The organism is Campylobacter sp. JMF_14 EL1 (assembly GCF_027737585.1).
Classification (GTDB): Bacteria; Campylobacterota; Campylobacteria; order Campylobacterales; family Campylobacteraceae; genus Campylobacter_B.
Genome location: NZ_JAOVTW010000001.1, coordinates 111,407 through 130,647 on the forward strand (window position 1 = coordinate 111,407; position 19,241 = coordinate 130,647).

Below are 19,241 nucleotides of genomic sequence, written 5' to 3' on the forward strand. Positions count from 1 at the left end.
TTTAAAAATAAATTAAGGATAGAAAATGATTAAAGGTGGTATTGGTGGAGCAAATACACAAACTGGTGCTCGTTTTGAAGGTAAAACCGATTTAGCGACTTTTCTTGCAGAGCAAAATGGTTATAGTGTCATAGAAATAAACGAGCCTAAATATAGAACTAAACGGTATAATGTATTTTTTGATAATAAATTAATCGCTCAAATTTTCAAAAAAGATGCACTTTATAGATTTTTAGATGAACAAAAAGTTAATTGGAAAAACATAATATCTAAACAATTATTACCAGACGATAGCTTATATGTAGTTTTAAACAATACATTTTTCGTCATCGAGTGTAAATTCCAACAAGTCGCAGGCAGCGTAGATGAAAAACTCCAAACTTGCGATTTTAAAAAGAAACAATATCAAAAACTTATGTCGCATTTAAATATGGAAGTTAAATATATTTATCTGCTTAGCGATTGGTTTAAAAAACCGGAATATAAAGATACATTAGACTACATAATAAGCGTTGATTGTCAATTTTATTTTAACTATATTCCATTACAAAAATTAGGTTTGCCTGTAACATGAAAGATTTTAAATTATATCACGGAGACACATTTGAAATTTTGCCAAATTTAAAAGAAAAATTTGACCTTATTTTTGCCGATCCGCCATATTTTTTGTCAAATGACGGACTAAGTATCCAAAGCGGAAAAATCGTCAGTGTAAATAAAGGCGAGTGGGATAAATCATTTGGATACACTGAGATTGACGAATTTAACTATAATTGGTTAAAAATCGCCAAAGAAAAACTCACAGATAACGGAAGCGTGATGATTAGCGGAACTTATCACAATATTTTCTCAATCGGCAGGACTTTGCAAAATTTGGGCTATAAAATTCTAAATATCATAACTTGGGAAAAAACAAATCCACCGCCGAATTTTAGCTGTCGCTATCTCACGCACTCCACAGAGCAGATTATTTGGGCTAGAAAAAGCGAAAAACACAAACACATTTTCAACTACGATTTGATGAAATTTTTAAATGACGATAAGCAAATGAAAGATGTTTGGCGATTTAACGCAATCGCTCCGTGGGAAAAGGCTAACGGCAAACACCCGACACAAAAGCCAATGTCTCTTTTGGTGCGACTGATTTTAATGGCAAGCGATGAAAATTCGCTCATTTGCGACCCGTTTAGTGGAAGTTCTACGACTGGAATTGCCGCGAATTTGCTTGGGCGTAAATTTATCGGTATCGAAAAAGACAGAGAATTTGTAGATATTTCTATGGCTAGAAGAAAAGAGCTAGATCAAAACATGGCGAATTTTAGGAAAAAAATCGCGGATTTGGTTAAGATTGATAAACAAGCCAAAATAGCAAATTTAGCGACCAAAGACCGCGAAAATTTAATCGCTTCTAGCGATAAAATTCGCGGTGGATTATTTATTTAAAGGAAAAAAATGAAAAAACTTACCATAATTGCGCTGTTTGCGCTGTTTTCTTACGCGCAGATTAACCCTCAGTCCCAGGAGCTTTATTCAGACGATGCGCACAGCTACACCCTAGTTCAAACCGGCAACGAAAATTTAGACATTTTACTAAAAAACCGCCTGTTTGGGATTTGCGAGGGCGAGAGTATCGACGAGAGATGCGCGCTTTTGCTAAAAAGCTTGGACGCGAAAAAATACGCCACAAGTTTAGTAGAGCAATCAAAAGCCCAAGCCGATAAAGAAATGGCTCAAAATGGCGATTTGGACTTTCATAGCGAATTTAGCGCCGAGCAAAGCTTCGTCTCTCAAATCGGCAACCTAGCCCAAATCAAGCAGTTTTCATACTCGTATTCTGGCGGAGCACACGGCATGGAGCACACGAGCTATATCATCTACGATTTAGTCGCAGACAAGAAAATCGACATTACAAATGTCCTAATCGGCGCGGTTAGCGTGGAGCCCCTATACAAGGAGATTTTCAAGGGCTACAAGGATATGCTTCGCGCAGATATCATAGCCTCGCAGCCAAACTGCGACAAAGCCTGCCAAGAGCGCGATATTACGGAGTTTATCAAGACATTTTGGGTGGATAATCTGCCAGAAGATATCGTTTTTAAAAGCGAATTTTACTTCGCCAAAGAGGGCGTGGCGTTTGTCTTCGCGCCGTATTTTATCGCGCCGTATGCTATGGGCGAGCCCGAAATCATCGTGCCTTACGAAAATTTAAAAGGCATTTTCAAAGAGGAATTTTTAAAATTTTAACAAATTTAGCGTAAAATTTTACGCTAAATTTTACATAAAATTCAACGCAAATTTAATTTTGGAGAGAAAATGAGAGCATTTGCAGAGTGGGAAAATCAAAACGCACTTTTAGTTTCACTGCCTCACGAGGACAGCGACTGGGCGCCATATCTGGGCGAGATTAGTAGCGCTTATACGCACTTTATCCGCGCTGTGGCGCAGTTTCAACCGCTCATAGCTATCGCACCAAAACGAGCAGTATTCGACAAAGTATGTGGCGAAATAGACGAGAAATTCGCCGTTAATTTCGTGCAGATTCCTACAAATGACACTTGGATACGCGATTATGGCGCGATTGATGTCGAAAATGAGGGCAAGGTAGAGGCGCTAAATTTCACCTTCAACGCTTGGGGCGGGAAATTTGCGAGCGAAAAGGACAATGCGCTAAATGCTACGCTTTATGAAATTTGGGGCAAAGCGCTACGCAATGTCGATTTGATTTTAGAGGGCGGAAGTGTCGAATTTAACGGCGCTGGCGTGCTAATGACGACCGAGGAGTGCTTGCTAAATGACAACCGAAACGCCCTTAGCAAAGAAATTTTGGAACAAAAGCTAGGCGAAATTTTTGGGCTAAAAAAAATAATCTGGCTTAAAGGCGGATTTATTCAGGGCGACGATACAGACTGCCATATCGACACGCTGGCTAGATTTGTGGGCGAAAATCTCGTTGCCATGGCCTCATGCGATGATTCTAGCGACATACACTACCCTGCCCTGCGCTCGCTAAAAGAGCAGGTTTTAGCGCATGGATTCGAGGTCATCGAGCTTCCGCTTCCAGCACCGATTTTTTACGAAAATAGGCGTTTGGGGGCAACTTATGCGAATTTTGTATTTGTAAATGGAGGACTTATCGTGCCTACTTATGGCGATAAAAACGATGAAATCGCGCTCTCTCGCCTCGCAAAGGCTTGCCCAGGGCGCAAGGTCGTTGGCGTAGATGCGCGGGTTTTTATCCGTCAAAACGGCTCGCTTCACTGCTCGTGTATGAATAAATTCAGCGATAAAATTTAAAATTTAAAGGCAAAAAATGAAAAATTTAAAAGTCGGACTAATCTCACACAAATTTTACGGCACCAAATCAGCCACGATAGCGCGCACCAAGGAACTTATCGCCGAGGCTGCGCAAAAAGGGGCAAATTTAATCGTGCTTCAAGAACTCCACCAAACTCACTATTTTTGTCAGCGCGAAAACACCGAAAATTTCGACTATGCGGTAAATTTCGAAGACGATGTGAAATTTTGGGGCAGTATCGCCAAAGAATTTGGCGTGGTGCTTGTGGCTTCGCTTTTTGAGCGCAGGAGTGCTGGACTGTATCACAACACGGCTGTGGTTTTCGAGCGTGACGGCAAAGTGCTTGGCAAATACCGCAAAATGCATATCCCAGACGATCCGAATTTTTATGAAAAATTCTATTTCACGCCCGGCGATATGGGCTTTGCGCCGATTGATACGAGCGTGGGAAGGCTCGGGGTGCTGGTGTGCTGGGATCAGTGGTATCCTGAGGCTGCGCGTGCAATGGCACTTCGTGGGGCGCAGGTGCTAATCTATCCGACTGCGATTGGCTGGTTTATGGGCGATGAAAAATCTGAGCGAGAACGCCAGTTAGAAGCGTGGGTCGCTGTGCAAAGAGGCCATAGCGTGGCAAACTCATTGCCTGTAATTGCCGTAAATCGCGTGGGATTTGAGAGTGCGAAGCTTAGCGAAATTTCGCCAAATGTAGTTTTGGGAAATACTGCGCCCGAGATGACATGCGATGAGAGCGCAGAGGGGATTAAATTTTGGGGCAATAGCTTTGTTTTTGGAGCGCAGGGCGAGCAGCTATTTCGCGCAGGTAGCGAAAGCGAGCTTTGCGAAGTCGTGGAGATTGATATGCAAAGGTGCGAAAATGTGCGCAGATGGTGGCCGTTTTTACGCGATCGCCGAATCGAGAGCTACGGCTCACTTCTAAAAAGATTTGATGATTGAAGGGCGAATTTGAAAAAAATTCTACTATTTTTAATAATTTGCATTATTGGCATTTTTATCCAAATAAGCTTTGATGAAAAATTCTTTTATCCAAAGGTTGCTTGCAGATTAGGCAGTGAAAATTCGTGTTCGAAAATCAATACAGAGGGAAATAAATTTTTGACAAATTACCGCCTTGATGAAGCCGAAATTTTGCTTCGCACTGCTTGTGAAGCAAAATTTTATAAAGCATGCTCGAATTTAGGCGCACTTTATAACAAAAAATCTCTTTGGTATTTGCAACACTCTTGCGCAAATGGATTTTATGGAGCTTGCGATAATCTGGGAAAATTTTATGTCGGAAGCTTCAAATACGATATGGCTATACCGCTTTTTACGGACGCTTGCGATCATGGCATCGTATCTAGCTGTCAAATTTTAGCCTTTATGTATTATATCGGCAAAGGGGTGCAACAAAACCCTGCAAATGCAATGAAATTTTACGAAAAAGCTTGCAAATTAGGCTCGAAAAACGACTGCGAAACTTTAAAAAAATTCAAATAAAATATAAAATTTAGCCTCGCCTTGGCTAATCAAATACACATATCGTATTTCACGCCAAATCGCACTATTTCACATACGGGATAAACTCGCCGTATCCGCGCTCGCTCATTTTTTCTAGCGGGATAAATTCGAGCGAGGCGCCGTTTATGCAGTAGCGCAAACCGCCCTTTTCTTTGATGCCGTCCTCAAAAACATGCCCCAAATGCGCCCCGCCAAGCCGTGAGCTAACCTCCGTGCGCACCATGCCGTGGCTAGTATCGCGCGCATAATCCAGCGCGTCGGTAGTAATCGGCTTAGAAAAGCTTGGCCACCCGCACCCTGCGTCGAATTTATCCGTCGAGCTAAAAAGCGGTTTTTTCGTAACGACATCGACATAAATGCCCTTTTTATCAAATTTATCAAATTCGCTCGTGTATGGGCGCTCCGTCGCCTTTTCTTGCGTCACGCTAAACTGTAACGGCGTTAGATTTTCCTTCATCTCTTCTGGGCTAGGGAGCGCGAACCTGCTCTCGTCATAAAGCGGTTTGCTTGCCAAATTTAGGTCGATATGACAATATCCATTTGGGTTTTTGCCAAGGTAGTTTTGGTGATACTCTTCCGCGCGCGCGTAATTGTGTAGTGGTGCGACCTCGACGGCGATTTTTTCCTTATATTTTTTTTGTTTTAAGGCGATGAAATTTTGCAAAAATTCCTTGTCGCCCTCGTTGGTATAATAGATCCCCGTGCGATACTGCCTGCCGATATCGTTACCTTGTTTATCGACGCTTATGGGGTCAATCACTCTAAAAAAATGCTCCAAAATCTCGGCAAATGCCACAACATTTTCATCAAATTTGATTTTTAGCGTTTCGGCGTGGCCTGTGTTTTTGAGCGAATAATAATCGGTCTTTTGCGAATTTCCATTTGCATAGCCAACTTCTGTGCTAAGCACTCCGCTAACTCGCTTAAAATACCCTTCCATACCCCAAAAACAGCCACCCGCTAAATAAATTTCTTTTAAATTTTGATTTTTGCTCTGCACGCTTTCGCCCTTTAAATTTATTTCATCTGCGCCCAAAAACAGCGCAAAACATAGTAAAAATTTTAAAATTTTCATCATTTTTGCCTTGTTTGATTAAAAATTCCCTGCGATTTTAGCGTAAAATTTTAAAATTTTAAGTTAGTTGATAAAATTTATTGATTATTTCAGGCGAGCGATATAGGCCATGAGTTGGCCAAGAGCCACGCCACTATCGTTTGCGGGAGCGCTTTTGTGTAGGTGAAATCTCACGCCAGCCTCGCTAAATTTTCGCACTACCAAATGCAAAAGCGTTGCGTTTTGAAAAACCCCACCACTTAGCACGACCTCTAAATTTCGCTCTTTTGCGATTTTTAGCATTGTCTGTGCGATCTCGTTTATGAAATTTGAAGCAGCCACGGCTGGTTCATCTTTTAGCGCGCTTAAAAATGCGTTTTTAACGCTAATTTTGCCGTTTATTATCTCAAATTTATAGCGTTTTTCGCTCTCACTCGTGATTTTGCTCTCATCAAAGAGATTTTCCAAACTCATACCGCTTTGGCCGTCGAAACTAACGCTTCTTTGGTCGCAAATCACGCTTGCAAATGCGTCAAAAATGCGCCCAAGCGAGGTTGTCTTTGGCGAGCGCGGGGCGATTTTGGCTAGATTTGAAATTTCATTTTGGCTAAATTTGGCTAAAAACTCACTCGCCTCGCTTTCAATGCCGAATTTAAAAATCAGCGAAATTGCGAGTTTGTAGATATTTTTAATCGAACTCTCACCGCCAATTAGCGCAAATTCGTCGAAATGCAAAACCTTTTTGTAGCCAAATTCGTCAAATTCCAGCACTTCGCCACCCCAAATCGTGCCGTCTGCGCCATAACCAGTGCCGTCAAAACTAAATCCAAGGTATTTTTTACCGCTTCCAAGCAAATCATTATCCGCCAAATTCGCGACCAAATGTGCGTAATGGTGCTGAAATTTCACCACTTCAAAGCCCAAATTTTCAAAATGTTTTGTGTGCAAAAAATTCGGGTGCAAATCGCCTATAACAGCGTCAAATTTCAAATCATAAGTTTTAATAAAAATATCCAAAAGCGCGAAAAATCGAGCATTTGTGGCGATATTTTTCAAATCTCCGATGTATGGGGAAATAAAAATTTGCCCGTCTTTATATATTGCAAACTGGTTTTTTAGCTCCGCGCCAAGGGCGAGAAACGAGCCTTTATGAGTAAATTTGCTTTTGAAAATTTGCGGATTTAGCCCACGCGAAGTGCGTAAATATTGCGTAAAATTTTGCATAATATTTTGCGAATTTTGCTCCGTGATTTCTGCGATACTCTGCGCCTGATTTCGCATCACAAACCCCACGCTATCATCGCTTGGCGTAATAATCTCTCTGTCGTTATCCAAATAAAAATCAATCACACCGCCCAATTTTTGGCGCAAACTCGCCTCATCGTAAATTATCGGCTCGCCACTGATATTCGCGCTCGTAGCGATTAAGGGGCGATTAAAATACTCAAAAAGTAGCAAATGAATGCCCGTATTTGCTAGAAAAATGCCAACCTTGCCTAAATTTGGCGCCACCGCCCCAGCAAGGGCTAAATTTTGCGGATTTTTTGATTTTTTAACCAAAACAATCGGTTTAATTTGCGAATTTAAAAGCTCTTTTTCACTCTCGCTAAATTTGGCAAATTTTTTAGCCATTTCATAATCTTTACACATTACGGCAAATGGCTTATCTGGGCGATTTTTGCGAATTCGTAAGGTCGCTACGGCGTCTTCGTTCGTCGCGTCGCACATTATATGAAATCCGCCAAGCCCCTTGACAGCGACTATCTCGCCACGAGATAAAATTTCACAAAGCCTAATAACAGCCTTTTCGCCACTATCTAAAATTTCGCCATTTTTGTTTTTCAAAAAGAGCTTGGGCCCGCACTCCGCGCAAGCAATCGGCTCGGCGTGATAACGGCGATTTAGCGGGTCAGTGTATTCGCCACCGCAAAATTCGCACATTTTAAACTGCGCCATTGTCGTATTTGCGCGGTCATAAGGGAGTTTTTTGATGATACTAAGTCGCGGTCCGCAGTTCGTGCAGTTGATAAATGGGTAGCGGTAGCGTTTGTTTTGCGGATCGTAAAATTCGCGCCTGCAATCATCGCAAATGGCAAAATCAGGCAAAATGGGGTTAAATTTTTGCGTTTCTTGCGAGTGCGTGATTTTAAAATCATTATAAATTTTAGGCGCGATTTCAAAAATTTCAAATTTATCAATCCGCGCAAGTGGCGGAAGCTCGCTATAAATGCGCTCTTTAAGTCGCGCTATTTGCTCGCTCGTGGCGTTTGCGTGGATTTTCACGCCCTCGCCGTCGTTATAAACCTCGCCTTTTATGCCTAGATCGGTGCAAATGCGGTAGATAAACGGGCGAAAGCCCACGCCCTGCACAGCTCCTGCAATCTCGATTTTAACGCTCACAGCCTTGCAAACCCAAATACGCCGAGAAATCAAGGCGAGATTTGCCAAGCACGAGTGTGGCGATGTTTGCGAACCTGCGTTCGGCAAAAAGCGAACCGCTAAGCACGCCAGAATCGTATAATGCCTCGTTTGCGTCAGCCAAATCGCCGATAAATCTAGCTAGCGTGTCGATTACGCCGTAGCTTAGAACCTTGTCATCGACCCCTGCTAGCTTGTAGCTCATCGCCGAACGAAGCGTTTTAGCGAAGTTGAAATCGCCGTTTTCTTTAAGCTCGAAGTCTAGCTTCATGCCCTTTTCGCCCAAAAACTCCCCAGCACACTCCAACAAATACTGCGCGTCTTTGCCAAAAATCACGCGAGAAAGCAGTTCAAAATAGCCATAAAAACTAGGTTTTATTTCGCTAAAATCGGCATTTGCTCGCGCATAATCTAGGCTAGCGTTTGCGCCAAAATTTGCCAAAAGTTTTGCGCCCGTCTCGTCGCTTTTGATTTCATCAAAAAGAGCGTCTAAATTCGCAGGCATAGCGAAATTTAGGAGTTTGCGCTTGGATTTGGCTTCGTAAATTGCAATCTCATCGGCGCTATTTTTCGATACAAACACCCTCATCACGCGCGAATCAAAAATCTCTTTTTCCTTGCAAATAAGCCCAAAATGCGTGGTGCTATCGCCAGAGGCAAGGAGTGTTTTTTCAGCTTCGCTCATAAATTCAGAGTTTTTTGTGATAAGAAATCTATCCTCAATCACGCATAAATTTAAAAATTTATTTTTGTTTCCCTGTGCGCTGACATAGTAAATTTCATCATCTTCGAGCCGTTTAAAAAGCGCGAAAGTAAAGAGATCGCTACACATTTTGACATCGAAAAATTTAGGCGATTTTGAGAAGGAGCTGCGAAAAACGCTGTTTGTTTTGAGGCGTAAAATTGGCTTTTCGTATGTCGCAAGGGCGATTTTTTGCTTGTCATCGGTGATAAAAATTTTATTAAACGATTTTAGGCCAGTAGCGACCATAAAGTCTGAATTTTCGAAATTTAAATCAGCACTTAGGCTAAATTTCTCACCATTTAGCGAAATTTGCAAAATTTGATTATGACGCAAAATGCGGTAAGCATGCTCGATTAACTTGCCAAAATTTTGCTTATTTACAGCGACGAAACTCTCGCCGTCAAAGACGCTAACACCGCTTAAAACCCCAAATTCATTTTCTATAAATTCGCCACTTTGCAAAAATTCGTGAATTTGGCTTGGGGTAAAATTTGAAAATTTAGGCAAAAATTTAATCTCGTCGCTTTTCTCACAAACTTCCTTTAAATCCCCTTCGCCAGATACCACCTCCACGCTCGATTTTGCCAAAAACGCAGAATTTGGAATAAGCGCCATAAATTTATCGCTAAATTCGAGTAGCTCTTTTTCATCTGCTTCGACATAGAGTGTGGTTAAATTTTTGCCTAAATTTAGGGCGTATTTCAGCCCAGCCTTGCGCGCATAAAAATCCAAAAAATAGGCGATTAAGCCGTTGTTATTCAAATAATCAAATTTAAAAGAAATTATCAATTTTTGCCCTTAGAATCAAAATTTTCAGCAATATCGCGCACGCTTAAATTCCCAATTTTTTCGCACACAAAACCGCGAGAAGCGATAAAATCTATCGCCGTGCGCTCCATAATCTCGCTAGATTTTAGCACCTCATCGCTCACGCTAAAACTCATCGGCTCTATGCGCATTGGCACCACGGCTAGGATTTGCGTGCGTGGTCTATCGCCACAAAGATCTAGCATTTGCAGGGTTTCTAGCATCTCCACCTCGTGAGCCGAACCGCTCCATTTTACACTTTTTGGCATAGCCTCGTAGTCGAAGAAATACACATCGCCGATACTGCCCTCGTCTGCGTCGATACAATCAATCAGCAAAATTTCATCAAATTCGACCAAAATGTGCATTAAAAGCGCAGCCAGCGTGCCTCCGTCGATGAATTCGATACTATCGTCAGGTGAGTTTGGGGTGAATTTGTAGTTTTGTTGCAGTGCGTGCATAAAATGTACTCCGACACCTTCGTCGGAGTACATAATGTTACCTATACCGATAACACCTAATTTCATTTTTGAACCTTGAACTTATAGCCGCTAATAATAGCGTCCATAGCTCCGTCTTGTCCTTTTACAGCGTTGAAAACAGCCATATAAACATGCACAGGGATAAACAAAATAAGGAAATTCATCGATAAATGGTGAATAGTGCGAACCTCGCTTAGACCACCCATCATAGCCTCGATTGGGCGCATTAGATCATAAATCATACCGCCAAGTCCGCCATGATACATATGCACATGAAGCACAAGGCCAGTGATACAAATCAAGGCTAAAATGATGTAAAATGCCAAATACGCAATGAATTGCAAAGGATTATAAACGCCGTGCAAATGTGGGTGTTCGCCTAAAAATAGGTAAAATTTGATCTGCTCGATCCAAACCCTAGGATTAATAAAATCCTTAATACTAACTAGCTCTTTTCTGCTGTGTTTATCGAACAAAAACAGATATGATTTGTAAAGCATAGCCGCCATTAGCACGAAACCTGCCACTAAATGCACGAAGCGAATTTTAGCTTGCAAGAATAAATTTGGCTCAGAGCTAATCTCTGGGGCTATGAAAACATAAGCCAAATAAAATCCAGTAATTACAAGTATGACGATAGCGATAGCGCGTATCCAGTGAGTAAGGCGCAATCCTATCGAAAATTCATACTCGGCTTCTCTTTTTTTCATGGTTTAATCCTTGATATTTGGATTTACTTTATATGAGCTAAGCTCGTTGCCTTTGGTATCCATAACATGAACAGCGCACGCAATGCACGGATCATAAGAGTGGATTTTGCGGATGATTTCAAGCGGTTGCGTTAAATCTGCAATTTTAAGACCGATTAAGCATGACTCATAAGATGCCATATTGCCCTGAGCGTCTTTTGGACTAGCGTTCCATGTGCTAGGAACGACTGCTTGCCAGTTTTGGATTACTCCATTTTCGATTCTGCACCAGTGGCTTAGGCTACCGCGCGGAACATGTCCGATATATCTGCCTTTATATGATTTCTTTTTATCGATTGTGTATTTAGCGCAAGTCTCAGTGTCGCCTGATTTAATATTAGCGATTAGGTTATTAAATGCTAATAGTCCATTATCAGCTACGACTTTTGCCTCGATCATACGACATGCTGTTCTACCAAGAGTAGAGAATACTGCTTCTAGTGGAAGACCTGTATCGGCTAAGAATTTATCTACTACTTTTACTACAAATTCATTACCTTTTGCGTAATTTACAACGATATTTGATAGTGGTCCAACTTGAAGCGATTTGCCATCATATCTAGGAGCTTTTATCCAAGTATATTTACCCTCGGTATTTAGGACTTTTGTATCTTCCATTTCACCTTTGGCGTTTAGAGTTTGCTCTACCTTAAATCCTGTGTAGTTTGGTTCTTGTTCGCCGTCATAAGGGTGAAGTGGTTTGTCATTTTTATACCATGAGTGAGTGGCTTCTTCTGTAATCTTGCTCTCATCTAGCTCATGAACCTTGCTGATATCGCCGTCTAAAATCACACCGCTTTGGAATAAGAAATCATTGCGTGAATATTGGAAAGTTTGGTGTGTCCATAGATTTGCGACACCGACATCGTTTAATACGCTTTCTTCACTAGCATACGCACCACCAGCCATAAGCAAGTCTGGATAATATGCGCGGTTGATGAAATCAGCGACTTCCTGGAATTTGACCATATACTCACCAAGTCTTGCCGGGCTTAGGATATCCATTACGCATGTTACGCCACCGACTGTTAGGGTTTGTGGGTGTGGTTGTTTGCCACCGAAAATCGCCATCATTTGCGCAGCTGTTCTTTGGATACGCAAACACTCCAAATAGTGGCTAAGCGCAATCAAATTTTGCTCAGGAGTTAGCTTGTATGTGCTGTGTCCGAAATATGCGTTTGCAAATGGTCCAAGTGCGCCTTTTTCAACGAAGGCTTTTACTCTTTGTTGAACCGCTTTTAGCTGATCCTCACCGCAAGCATAAGGCAAATCTGTATATCTGAAAGCCTCTTGGCTAGCAGCGTGTGGATCTGCGCTTAGTGCGCTTACGATATCAACCCAGTCAAGTCCGTGTAGTTGATAAAAATGCACTGGGTGATCGTGCATAAATAGCGCAGTGTTCATTAGCGTTCTGGTTAAAATCGCATTTAGTGGCGGAGTTATGCCAAGAGCATTTTCAACAGCTGAAATTCCAGCATTATAGTGAGAAAATGTGCAAACACCGCAAATTCTTTGCATAAAAAAGCCGATATCCCTAGGATCGCGACCCTTAACGATAGTCTCTAATCCACGCCATAAAGTAGAGCCAGAATACGCATCCGTTACAACTCCGTTATCATCGACAACTACTTCTATGCGTAAGTGTCCTTCAATACGAGTTATCGGATCTATTACTAATCTTTGTGACATTTCTACTCTCCCTTATTCTTTTTAAATGATGCAATGGCTGCATGAACTGTGATAGCTACACCTGTAACAGCCAAAATTCCTATACCGATTTTATCGGCTGTCGCATCAGCACCTGCTCCGCTAAATACAGTATTGTATAATCTATCTGCCAATGGCTCCTCAAATGGTCCCATGTGATCCCAAAAATCAGGCTCAGAGCAGCCGATACAGCCATGACCTGCTTGGATTGGCCAGCTAGTGTGAGCATTAAATCTCTCGCGTGAGCAGTTATTAAATGTATATGGGCCTTTGCAACCTACTTTATATAAACAATATCCGTCTTTCGCGCCTTGATCGCCGAATTGCTCTACGAACTCACCTGCGTCGAAGTGACCGCGTCTTTCGCACAAATCGTGAATTCTAAGTCCGTAAGCCCATTTTGGACGATTATAAACATCAAGTGCTGGAAGTGTGCCAAATAGTATGTAGTGAAGGACATTTCCTACGATATTTTTCTCGCTTGGCGGACAGCCAGGGACATTGATTACTTGTTTTTTAGTTAATTTACTTAATGCAACAGCGTTTGTTGGGTTTGGTCTTGCTGCTTGGATACCACCAAAGCTCGAACATGTTCCAATAGCAAAAATTGCAGCTGCGCCAGCAGCGGCATGTCTGCAATGCTCGGCACCTGTCTTACCAGCAGGTCCTACTGTAAGGAAATATTCGCTACTTCCGCTTGGAATTCCACCTTCTACCATTAAAATATATTGCCCCTTATATTTTTCGATAGCTCCATCTAAATTTTCCTCTGCTTGCCAGCCAGCAGCAGCCATAATCGTCTCGTGATATTCTAAACTAATATAGTCGAAAATCAACGAATCGATAGTTGGAGTATCAATTCTAAGTAAGCTTTCGCTACAACCTGTGCATTCTGCCATGTGAAGCCAAATCACAGGTAAGCGATCGGCGAGTTCTGCCGCCCGTGCAACTTGTGGTGCAAATACGCTAGGTAACCCAATCGCCGCAGTCATTGCGCCCGCCCATTTCATAAAATCACGGCGTGAAAAACCGCGCTCAGCAAGGCGTTTAGTGATACTATCGCCCTCTTTTATCTTGGGTAGTTTAGCGACTTGTTCTAGCCTATCGGCTACTTTTGCTAAATCAATCATTATGTTCTCCTTTACGCTTATAGCGTTAATCCGTAATTATATAGTTTTTTTGTTTAAAATTTGTTAAGGAAGAACTTACTTGTAGTTAAATTTTCTACAAGTAAGTTAAATTTTAAGGTTAAATTTATTTTATTTTGAAATTTAGCACCGGTAAATCATAATCCATTACGCTTTCGTTTTGCATATCAGTGATACTCACAGCCGGCAAGGCACACATACCAGAATACACTACATTAAGCGGTGTGTAAAATACGCCGGTATAGTCATTGCCAGTTTTCGTATCTTTATAATACACTCCACCAACCGGGAAGCTTAGCACTCTATCAAACATTATCTCTTTGTGCTCGAAGCTAGTTTTATCCTGCAAATTCTCAGGCCTTATAAATCCCGGATTTATGCGCTCATTGACGATCTCAAAGCAGGTGCTTGCCGCCTCATCAATCACGAAATTTCTGATATAGAAATTTGAGCGGAAATTTATCTTAGAATAAATTCTTTGCCCTACTTTTAGATTATCAAGCGAAACCGCATTACCAGCCTCATCGACAAATTCACGCATGATTTCTAGCTGTTTGATTCCGTGCAAATTTCCTGTGTGGTTGTTTATACTAAGCGGGCTATGTTTGAGCGCGACTGGCTCGTAACCAAAGCTAAGCAAATTAGCAAAAATTTTCTCGCCATTTTTTGGCGAAATTTTGATTTCTCTGTCGTTAGAATTTAGCGTAATTACTGAATTTGACGGAGTTTGGATACTTTGTGTAAGTCCGTTTGCGACTATATCTGCGCCCACGCCTTTATCATCTTCGCCAAAATACGCTTCAAGTGCTCTTAGCACAAATGCTCTTTCTTGCGTGCTAGAAACATTTTGTAAATTTTGGCTTAAATTTTGCGCCAAAGTATCTAAGATGCTATCTTTTATACCGACACTTCCTAGGGCATACAGAGCAAATCCAGCGTCCCTAACCTCACTAGCAAAAATTTTACTAGCATCTTTATTAGCATAATCAAATTTATAATTTGAACTATAAATTTTACTAAATTCCGCGCTCATTTTGTGTTTTTGCAAAATCGCAAGCATAGAAAATGTCGCTAGCGGGCTAGCTTCGTAGAGTTTTTTATCATAGACGAAATTTAGCTCATCATCGCTTAATGCGCCAACCCTATCTAGCACGAAATCCGCATACAATCGCAAGCTAGGCTCGCTAGAATACGACGATTTTAGCGCCCTTAAAATCAGCTCTTTTTGTTTTGGGGTTAGGATTTTGTATTTCGCGTCCATATCCAAAAGCACATCGCTAGCATACAGCGACGCAAATGCGTTCGTCTCGCCATGCGCGCTCCAATACCCAAATTCGCCATTATTTTTAAGCCTTGATAAAATTTTCGTAGCATGGTCTAAAACAGCCCCCTTCATCGCCTCGTCGTGGTCGCGTTTAAAGAAGAAATCATAGGCTAAAATTTTTGAACTTAGTTGCTCTGTGCAACCATACGGATATCGTTCCAACTCCCTTGCCACCGTATAAGTGCTAGGTCTAGTGCCTATGTATGTAAAGACATCTTTATACGAAGCTGGCAGGCTAAAATTCATCGGCGCGTCACTATAAGCACTGGCGCTAAATTTCGAGCGCGGAAACTGCGAAATGACATCAAATTTCAACTCATACTCAAATTTAGCCCCATTTTCTTCGCTCGCTTCCAGGCTCACCACGCCCTCGCCAAGCTCTAACGCATTTGCTCTAAATTTCAAATTCTTTGCTTCCAGCGCTCCTAGCGTGATATTTGCATCGCTTAGCGAAATTTGAACTGCGTCGTTAAAACTCGCCTTTAAATTTAGCGATTTTGGCAAATTTGTCGTATTTATGAGCGTTAGCGGGATATTTATATCATCGCCTTTGACCATGTATGTCAAATCTGCTGGTTTAATGACGATATCATCTTTGACGCTGATTTGAGAGTTTGCCCAGCCGATTTTTTCTTCATCATCAAGGGCTAGCGCACTTAGGCGAATCATAGAATTAAAGTGTTTTGGTAAATCTACCTCAAATCTAGCCTCGCCTGCGCCGTTTGCGATACTCTCATACATCTTGACAAATTTTTTATCTTTTTTATTTTGCACTGGGCTTAAATTTCGCTTCGCGCTTTTTAGCATTTCATCGCCACCAAAGCTTAGCTCTTTGCCGTTTGCGCTATACACACTCAAATCATCGAAAATATCGAAATATCGGTGCCTGAAATATATCGGCTTATCAAAATATGAAAACGCATTTAACTCTTTTTGATTTATCGCGTCTAGTATCCCTAAATCCACAGCGTAAAGCGTGATTTTAGAATTTGGCGCTGATTTTGCCACGATTATGGCTTTTTCGCCGTTTTTATACTCAGACTTGCTTTGCAGGCTAAGAGGGAGTTTTTTCTCGCTCACATCGAGGCTTACAGCTACATTTGCATATGTGCGAAGTGGCATAGCAGCGCCCGAGGCAGAGCGTGAAATGCTAGCGCTAATGTGTCCGCCGGTGAAATTCTCTGGCACTCTTAGCTCGAAACTTGCGCTGTTTCCGCGAATTTGCGTAATTTTATAATCATACACGCTCTCTCCTATCAAAGCCACATTTAGCACGCCGTTTTCGATAGGCGAAGTAATTACGCCTTTTATCATTTCGCCAGGTTTGAGCTTTGATTTTTCTAAATTTATACGGGCTGTATTGACATCTTTGGCATTTAGCCTACCATAGTATCCATATCCGCTCACATCGACTCTCACGCTCGCACTCGCCCCGCTTGCGTAATCGTTTGCCACTACGATATACGAACCGCCATTTTCGAATTTATACCCAATCTGTGAGCCTCCTGCGCTAATGCTATCCACAAGCGAAAAGCTCTCTTGCTCGACATATCTCTCGCCGTCGTAAATATAGGTGAAATCTTGGCGATAAATTTCTAAATCCACCTTGCCTTTTTGCTCTTTTTTGCTTTTGCTATCTAGTAATGCAAGGTCGAATTTTACCTCCTCGCCACTGTTTATGAAGTCCTTGTTAGCGCGAATTCCTAGAATTTTGTCGTATGGATAGTAGCTTAGCATTTTATACGCGCTGACATTTTTGCCCCCGTCTTGGACGCTAAAATTCATCATCAAATTTGCCGCATTTGACACACCCTGTGCCTTTGGAGCGATTACGAGGTCTTTTTTGCCATTATTATCTAGCCTAAATTCCTCGCTTTTTACCTCTAAGGTGCCCTCTTTTTTAAGTCTTGCATTTGTGAAGCTGTATCCTTCAAAACCGCTGATTTTAAGCTCTTTTTCGTAAGATTTCACCTCAATTTTGCTGGCTAAATTTGCAGCTGGTGCGCCCACAAGGTAGTTTGAAATCAAATTTGCGATTATTAGCTCATCTTTGTAAATTTCATCTTTGCTCGTTAAAATTTCGTTTTTCACGCGGTTTGGTATGAAATTTTCGACGCTAAATTTCTTGGTTTCGATGATTTTATCCTCGTAAATCAGCTCAAAGGTATAACTTCCGCTTTTTTCGCCCAAATTCTCTTTGAAATTTAGCGCGCCATAAGAGTCGGTTTTTAGGGCGCGAGTGATGATATTCACGCCATAAGGATCTGTGATTTTGTATTTTATCGGAGTGTTTTTAATCGGCGTAAAATCGCTCTTTTTGAGCACCACAGAGCCGATTAGTGCCTCATTTGGGCTTACTAGCTCGCTAGCGAAATACACCATTGCCCGAGCGTTGCTTTTAGTTGCTTCCGTGCTAGAAACAGCCTCGTCAAATATCACAAACCCGCGCTCTTTGCCGTCTGTAATCTCGATAGATTTAGGATTTTTATCCAAAAATTTAGCGTCATTTACAAGCAAAATTCCATCACTATTCGTGCGTTTTTCTAAAATCATCTCGTTTTTGTCATTGTAAATTTTAACAATAGCGTGCGATAGGGCTTTTGCGTCGCTTAGGCGCGAAGTATAGATTAGCGCGCCGCTATCAGCCATGCTAACCTGAGCCGAAATGTCGCTGATATAGGCTGTGCGCGTGATAGTTCGCATTATAGCGCCCTCTTTGTAATGCACATCTATCACATACACGCCGTCCTCAAAGCCCTTAAAATCCATAGCGATTTTATGCTCGCTAATCTCGTTTTTCGCCCCGCCAATGTCAAATTTTTTATTCACAACCTCGCTAGCTAGCGAGTGCGGATAATTGCTTTCAAAATTTAGAAAATATCTGAAATTTTCATCGCTGATCTTTGAAACGCTAATGCTAATTTCGTTTAAATTCGAGCTTTTTATCGCGATATTTGCGTTTTTAGGGACGAATTTTTTCATATCACTAAACTGCACAAAAGGCTTCCTATCGCCAGTTTTGAAATTTAGCTTTATTTCATTTCTAACTATCCTAGAATCATCGCCAAAGCCCTTTAAAAGGCGCAATTCATAGCTTTTATTTGGCGCAAATTCAGCGCTTTTGATATCTACATGATAGTAGTATTTATCACTGATTTGCGGGTATTTTTGCTCATCTTCGTAGTATCTGTATCTAGCCTCGCCAAGGCTAAATTTACCCACGCCATTAACGCGGATAAATTTGGCTAAATTCGCGTCATCGACATAGTGAGGGAAATACAACCTAGCTCCAAACGAGCCGTCATTAAAGCTAATTTCGCGGATTTTGACATCGTCTAGGTTTGAGGCATTTATGCTGTCGTTAAATGGCTCCTCATCTGCTTTTAGGATTTTTGGGGCGCTTAGCGTTGCGCCGTTTTTTGATTTTACAGAGTTTGCTTCGATGACGATATTTGGGTGCTTAGCGTCATAAGAAATCAAAAAACTTCTATCATTTTGCGCGCTAATGGTAAAGCTAATATCGTTTTTGGCTAAATTTTGCAGCGAATACACCCTAATCCCTGACTTTGCCCCCTCCTCGCTCACGCTATCGTTAAAGCTAATCTTTGCAAGTCCTGGGCGCAGTATTTTAAGCTCGCTCGCGCTAAACCCAGCCGTCGTAAAGCTAAATTTCTCCCCGCCAATCTCGCAGTTATAGCGAGTGCTGGCATTTAGCTTAGTCTTTGGATAAAACTCTATTTCAGCGCTATTTTTATACTCATATACGCCAGTAATCCCCGGCTCACATTTTGCGATTTGCTCCTCGCTTATGCCAAAAGGCGCGATTTTTGCACCACTAAAAACCAAGCTCTCATCATTAATATGCGTTTCCACGCCAAAGAGCCACCCAGCGCAAAGTGCGCTACAAAGCCCAAATTTGATTAAAATTTTTTCCATAATTTTCCCCTAAGAATTTCGCGTAATTATATTGTGAAATTTTTATATTTTGGTAATT

Annotated in this window: 13 protein-coding genes and 1 pseudogene; 6 read left to right on the forward strand and 8 right to left on the reverse strand. The window is 41.6% G+C overall.

What is annotated here, in order from left to right:
- Positions 1-25: 25 nt before the first annotated feature.
- The 6 genes and pseudogenes from OFN73_RS00575 to OFN73_RS00600 all read left to right on the forward strand — a co-directional run bounded on the left by OFN73_RS00575 (position 26) and on the right by OFN73_RS00600 (position 4,792).
- Positions 26-574 carry a PD-(D/E)XK nuclease superfamily protein gene (locus OFN73_RS00575; RefSeq protein WP_270861772.1) on the forward strand — a complete coding sequence of 183 codons (549 nt, stop codon included), beginning with the start codon at positions 26-28 and terminating at the stop codon, positions 572-574.
- Positions 571-1,341, forward strand: a pseudogene (locus tag OFN73_RS00580) (DNA-methyltransferase); the annotation flags it as partial. The gene OFN73_RS00575 and the pseudogene OFN73_RS00580, both read left to right, overlap by 4 nt.
- A gap of 111 nt (positions 1,342-1,452) precedes the next feature.
- Complete coding sequence (locus tag OFN73_RS00585) at positions 1,453-2,244, forward strand: DUF3298 and DUF4163 domain-containing protein (protein ID WP_270861773.1); 792 nt, start codon at positions 1,453-1,455, stop codon at positions 2,242-2,244.
- A gap of 69 nt (positions 2,245-2,313) precedes the next feature.
- Positions 2,314-3,294, forward strand: coding sequence for an agmatine deiminase family protein (locus OFN73_RS00590; RefSeq protein WP_270861774.1), 981 nt, complete (start codon positions 2,314-2,316; stop codon positions 3,292-3,294).
- 16 nt (positions 3,295-3,310) lie between these two features.
- Positions 3,311-4,249, forward strand: a complete 939-nt coding sequence (locus OFN73_RS00595; protein ID WP_270861775.1) for a carbon-nitrogen hydrolase — start codon at positions 3,311-3,313, stop codon at positions 4,247-4,249.
- A 9-nt stretch (positions 4,250-4,258) separates the two neighbouring features.
- Complete coding sequence (locus OFN73_RS00600; RefSeq protein ID WP_270861776.1) at positions 4,259-4,792, forward strand: tetratricopeptide repeat protein; 534 nt, start codon at positions 4,259-4,261, stop codon at positions 4,790-4,792.
- A gap of 64 nt (positions 4,793-4,856) precedes the next feature.
- Here the strand turns inward: OFN73_RS00600 and msrB are convergent, their stop codons facing one another.
- The 8 genes from msrB to OFN73_RS00640 form a co-directional block, all read right to left on the reverse strand.
- On the reverse strand, positions 4,857-5,888 hold the full coding sequence (gene msrB, locus OFN73_RS00605; RefSeq protein ID WP_270861777.1) for a peptide-methionine (R)-S-oxide reductase MsrB: 1,032 nt from the start codon (positions 5,886-5,888) through the stop codon (positions 4,857-4,859).
- Positions 5,889-5,972: 84 nt separating this feature from the next.
- Positions 5,973-8,267: a carbamoyltransferase HypF gene (gene hypF, locus OFN73_RS00610; RefSeq protein WP_270861778.1), complete on the reverse strand. Its 2,295-nt coding sequence runs from the start codon at positions 8,265-8,267 to the stop codon at positions 5,973-5,975.
- A complete protein-coding gene (locus OFN73_RS00615) occupies positions 8,257-9,819 on the reverse strand; it encodes a hypothetical protein (protein ID WP_270861779.1) in 1,563 nt (520 codons plus the stop codon). The genes hypF and OFN73_RS00615 overlap by 11 nt, the downstream gene beginning before the upstream one ends.
- Positions 9,816-10,364: a HyaD/HybD family hydrogenase maturation endopeptidase gene (locus OFN73_RS00620; RefSeq protein WP_270858957.1), complete on the reverse strand. Its 549-nt coding sequence runs from the start codon at positions 10,362-10,364 to the stop codon at positions 9,816-9,818. Before OFN73_RS00620 ends, OFN73_RS00615 begins: the two co-directional genes overlap by 4 nt.
- Positions 10,361-11,029, reverse strand: a complete 669-nt coding sequence (gene cybH, locus OFN73_RS00625) for a Ni/Fe-hydrogenase, b-type cytochrome subunit (RefSeq protein ID WP_270861780.1) — start codon at positions 11,027-11,029, stop codon at positions 10,361-10,363. The genes OFN73_RS00620 and cybH overlap by 4 nt, the downstream gene beginning before the upstream one ends.
- Positions 11,030-11,032: 3 nt before the next feature.
- Positions 11,033-12,757 carry a nickel-dependent hydrogenase large subunit gene (locus OFN73_RS00630; RefSeq protein WP_270861781.1) on the reverse strand — a complete coding sequence of 575 codons (1,725 nt, stop codon included), beginning with the start codon at positions 12,755-12,757 and terminating at the stop codon, positions 11,033-11,035.
- 2 nt (positions 12,758-12,759) lie between these two features.
- Complete coding sequence (locus tag OFN73_RS00635; protein ID WP_270858960.1) at positions 12,760-13,905, reverse strand: hydrogenase small subunit; 1,146 nt, start codon at positions 13,903-13,905, stop codon at positions 12,760-12,762.
- A 124-nt stretch (positions 13,906-14,029) separates the two neighbouring features.
- On the reverse strand, positions 14,030-19,183 hold the full coding sequence (locus OFN73_RS00640) for an alpha-2-macroglobulin family protein (protein ID WP_270861782.1): 5,154 nt from the start codon (positions 19,181-19,183) through the stop codon (positions 14,030-14,032).
- Positions 19,184-19,241 lie beyond the last annotated feature (58 nt).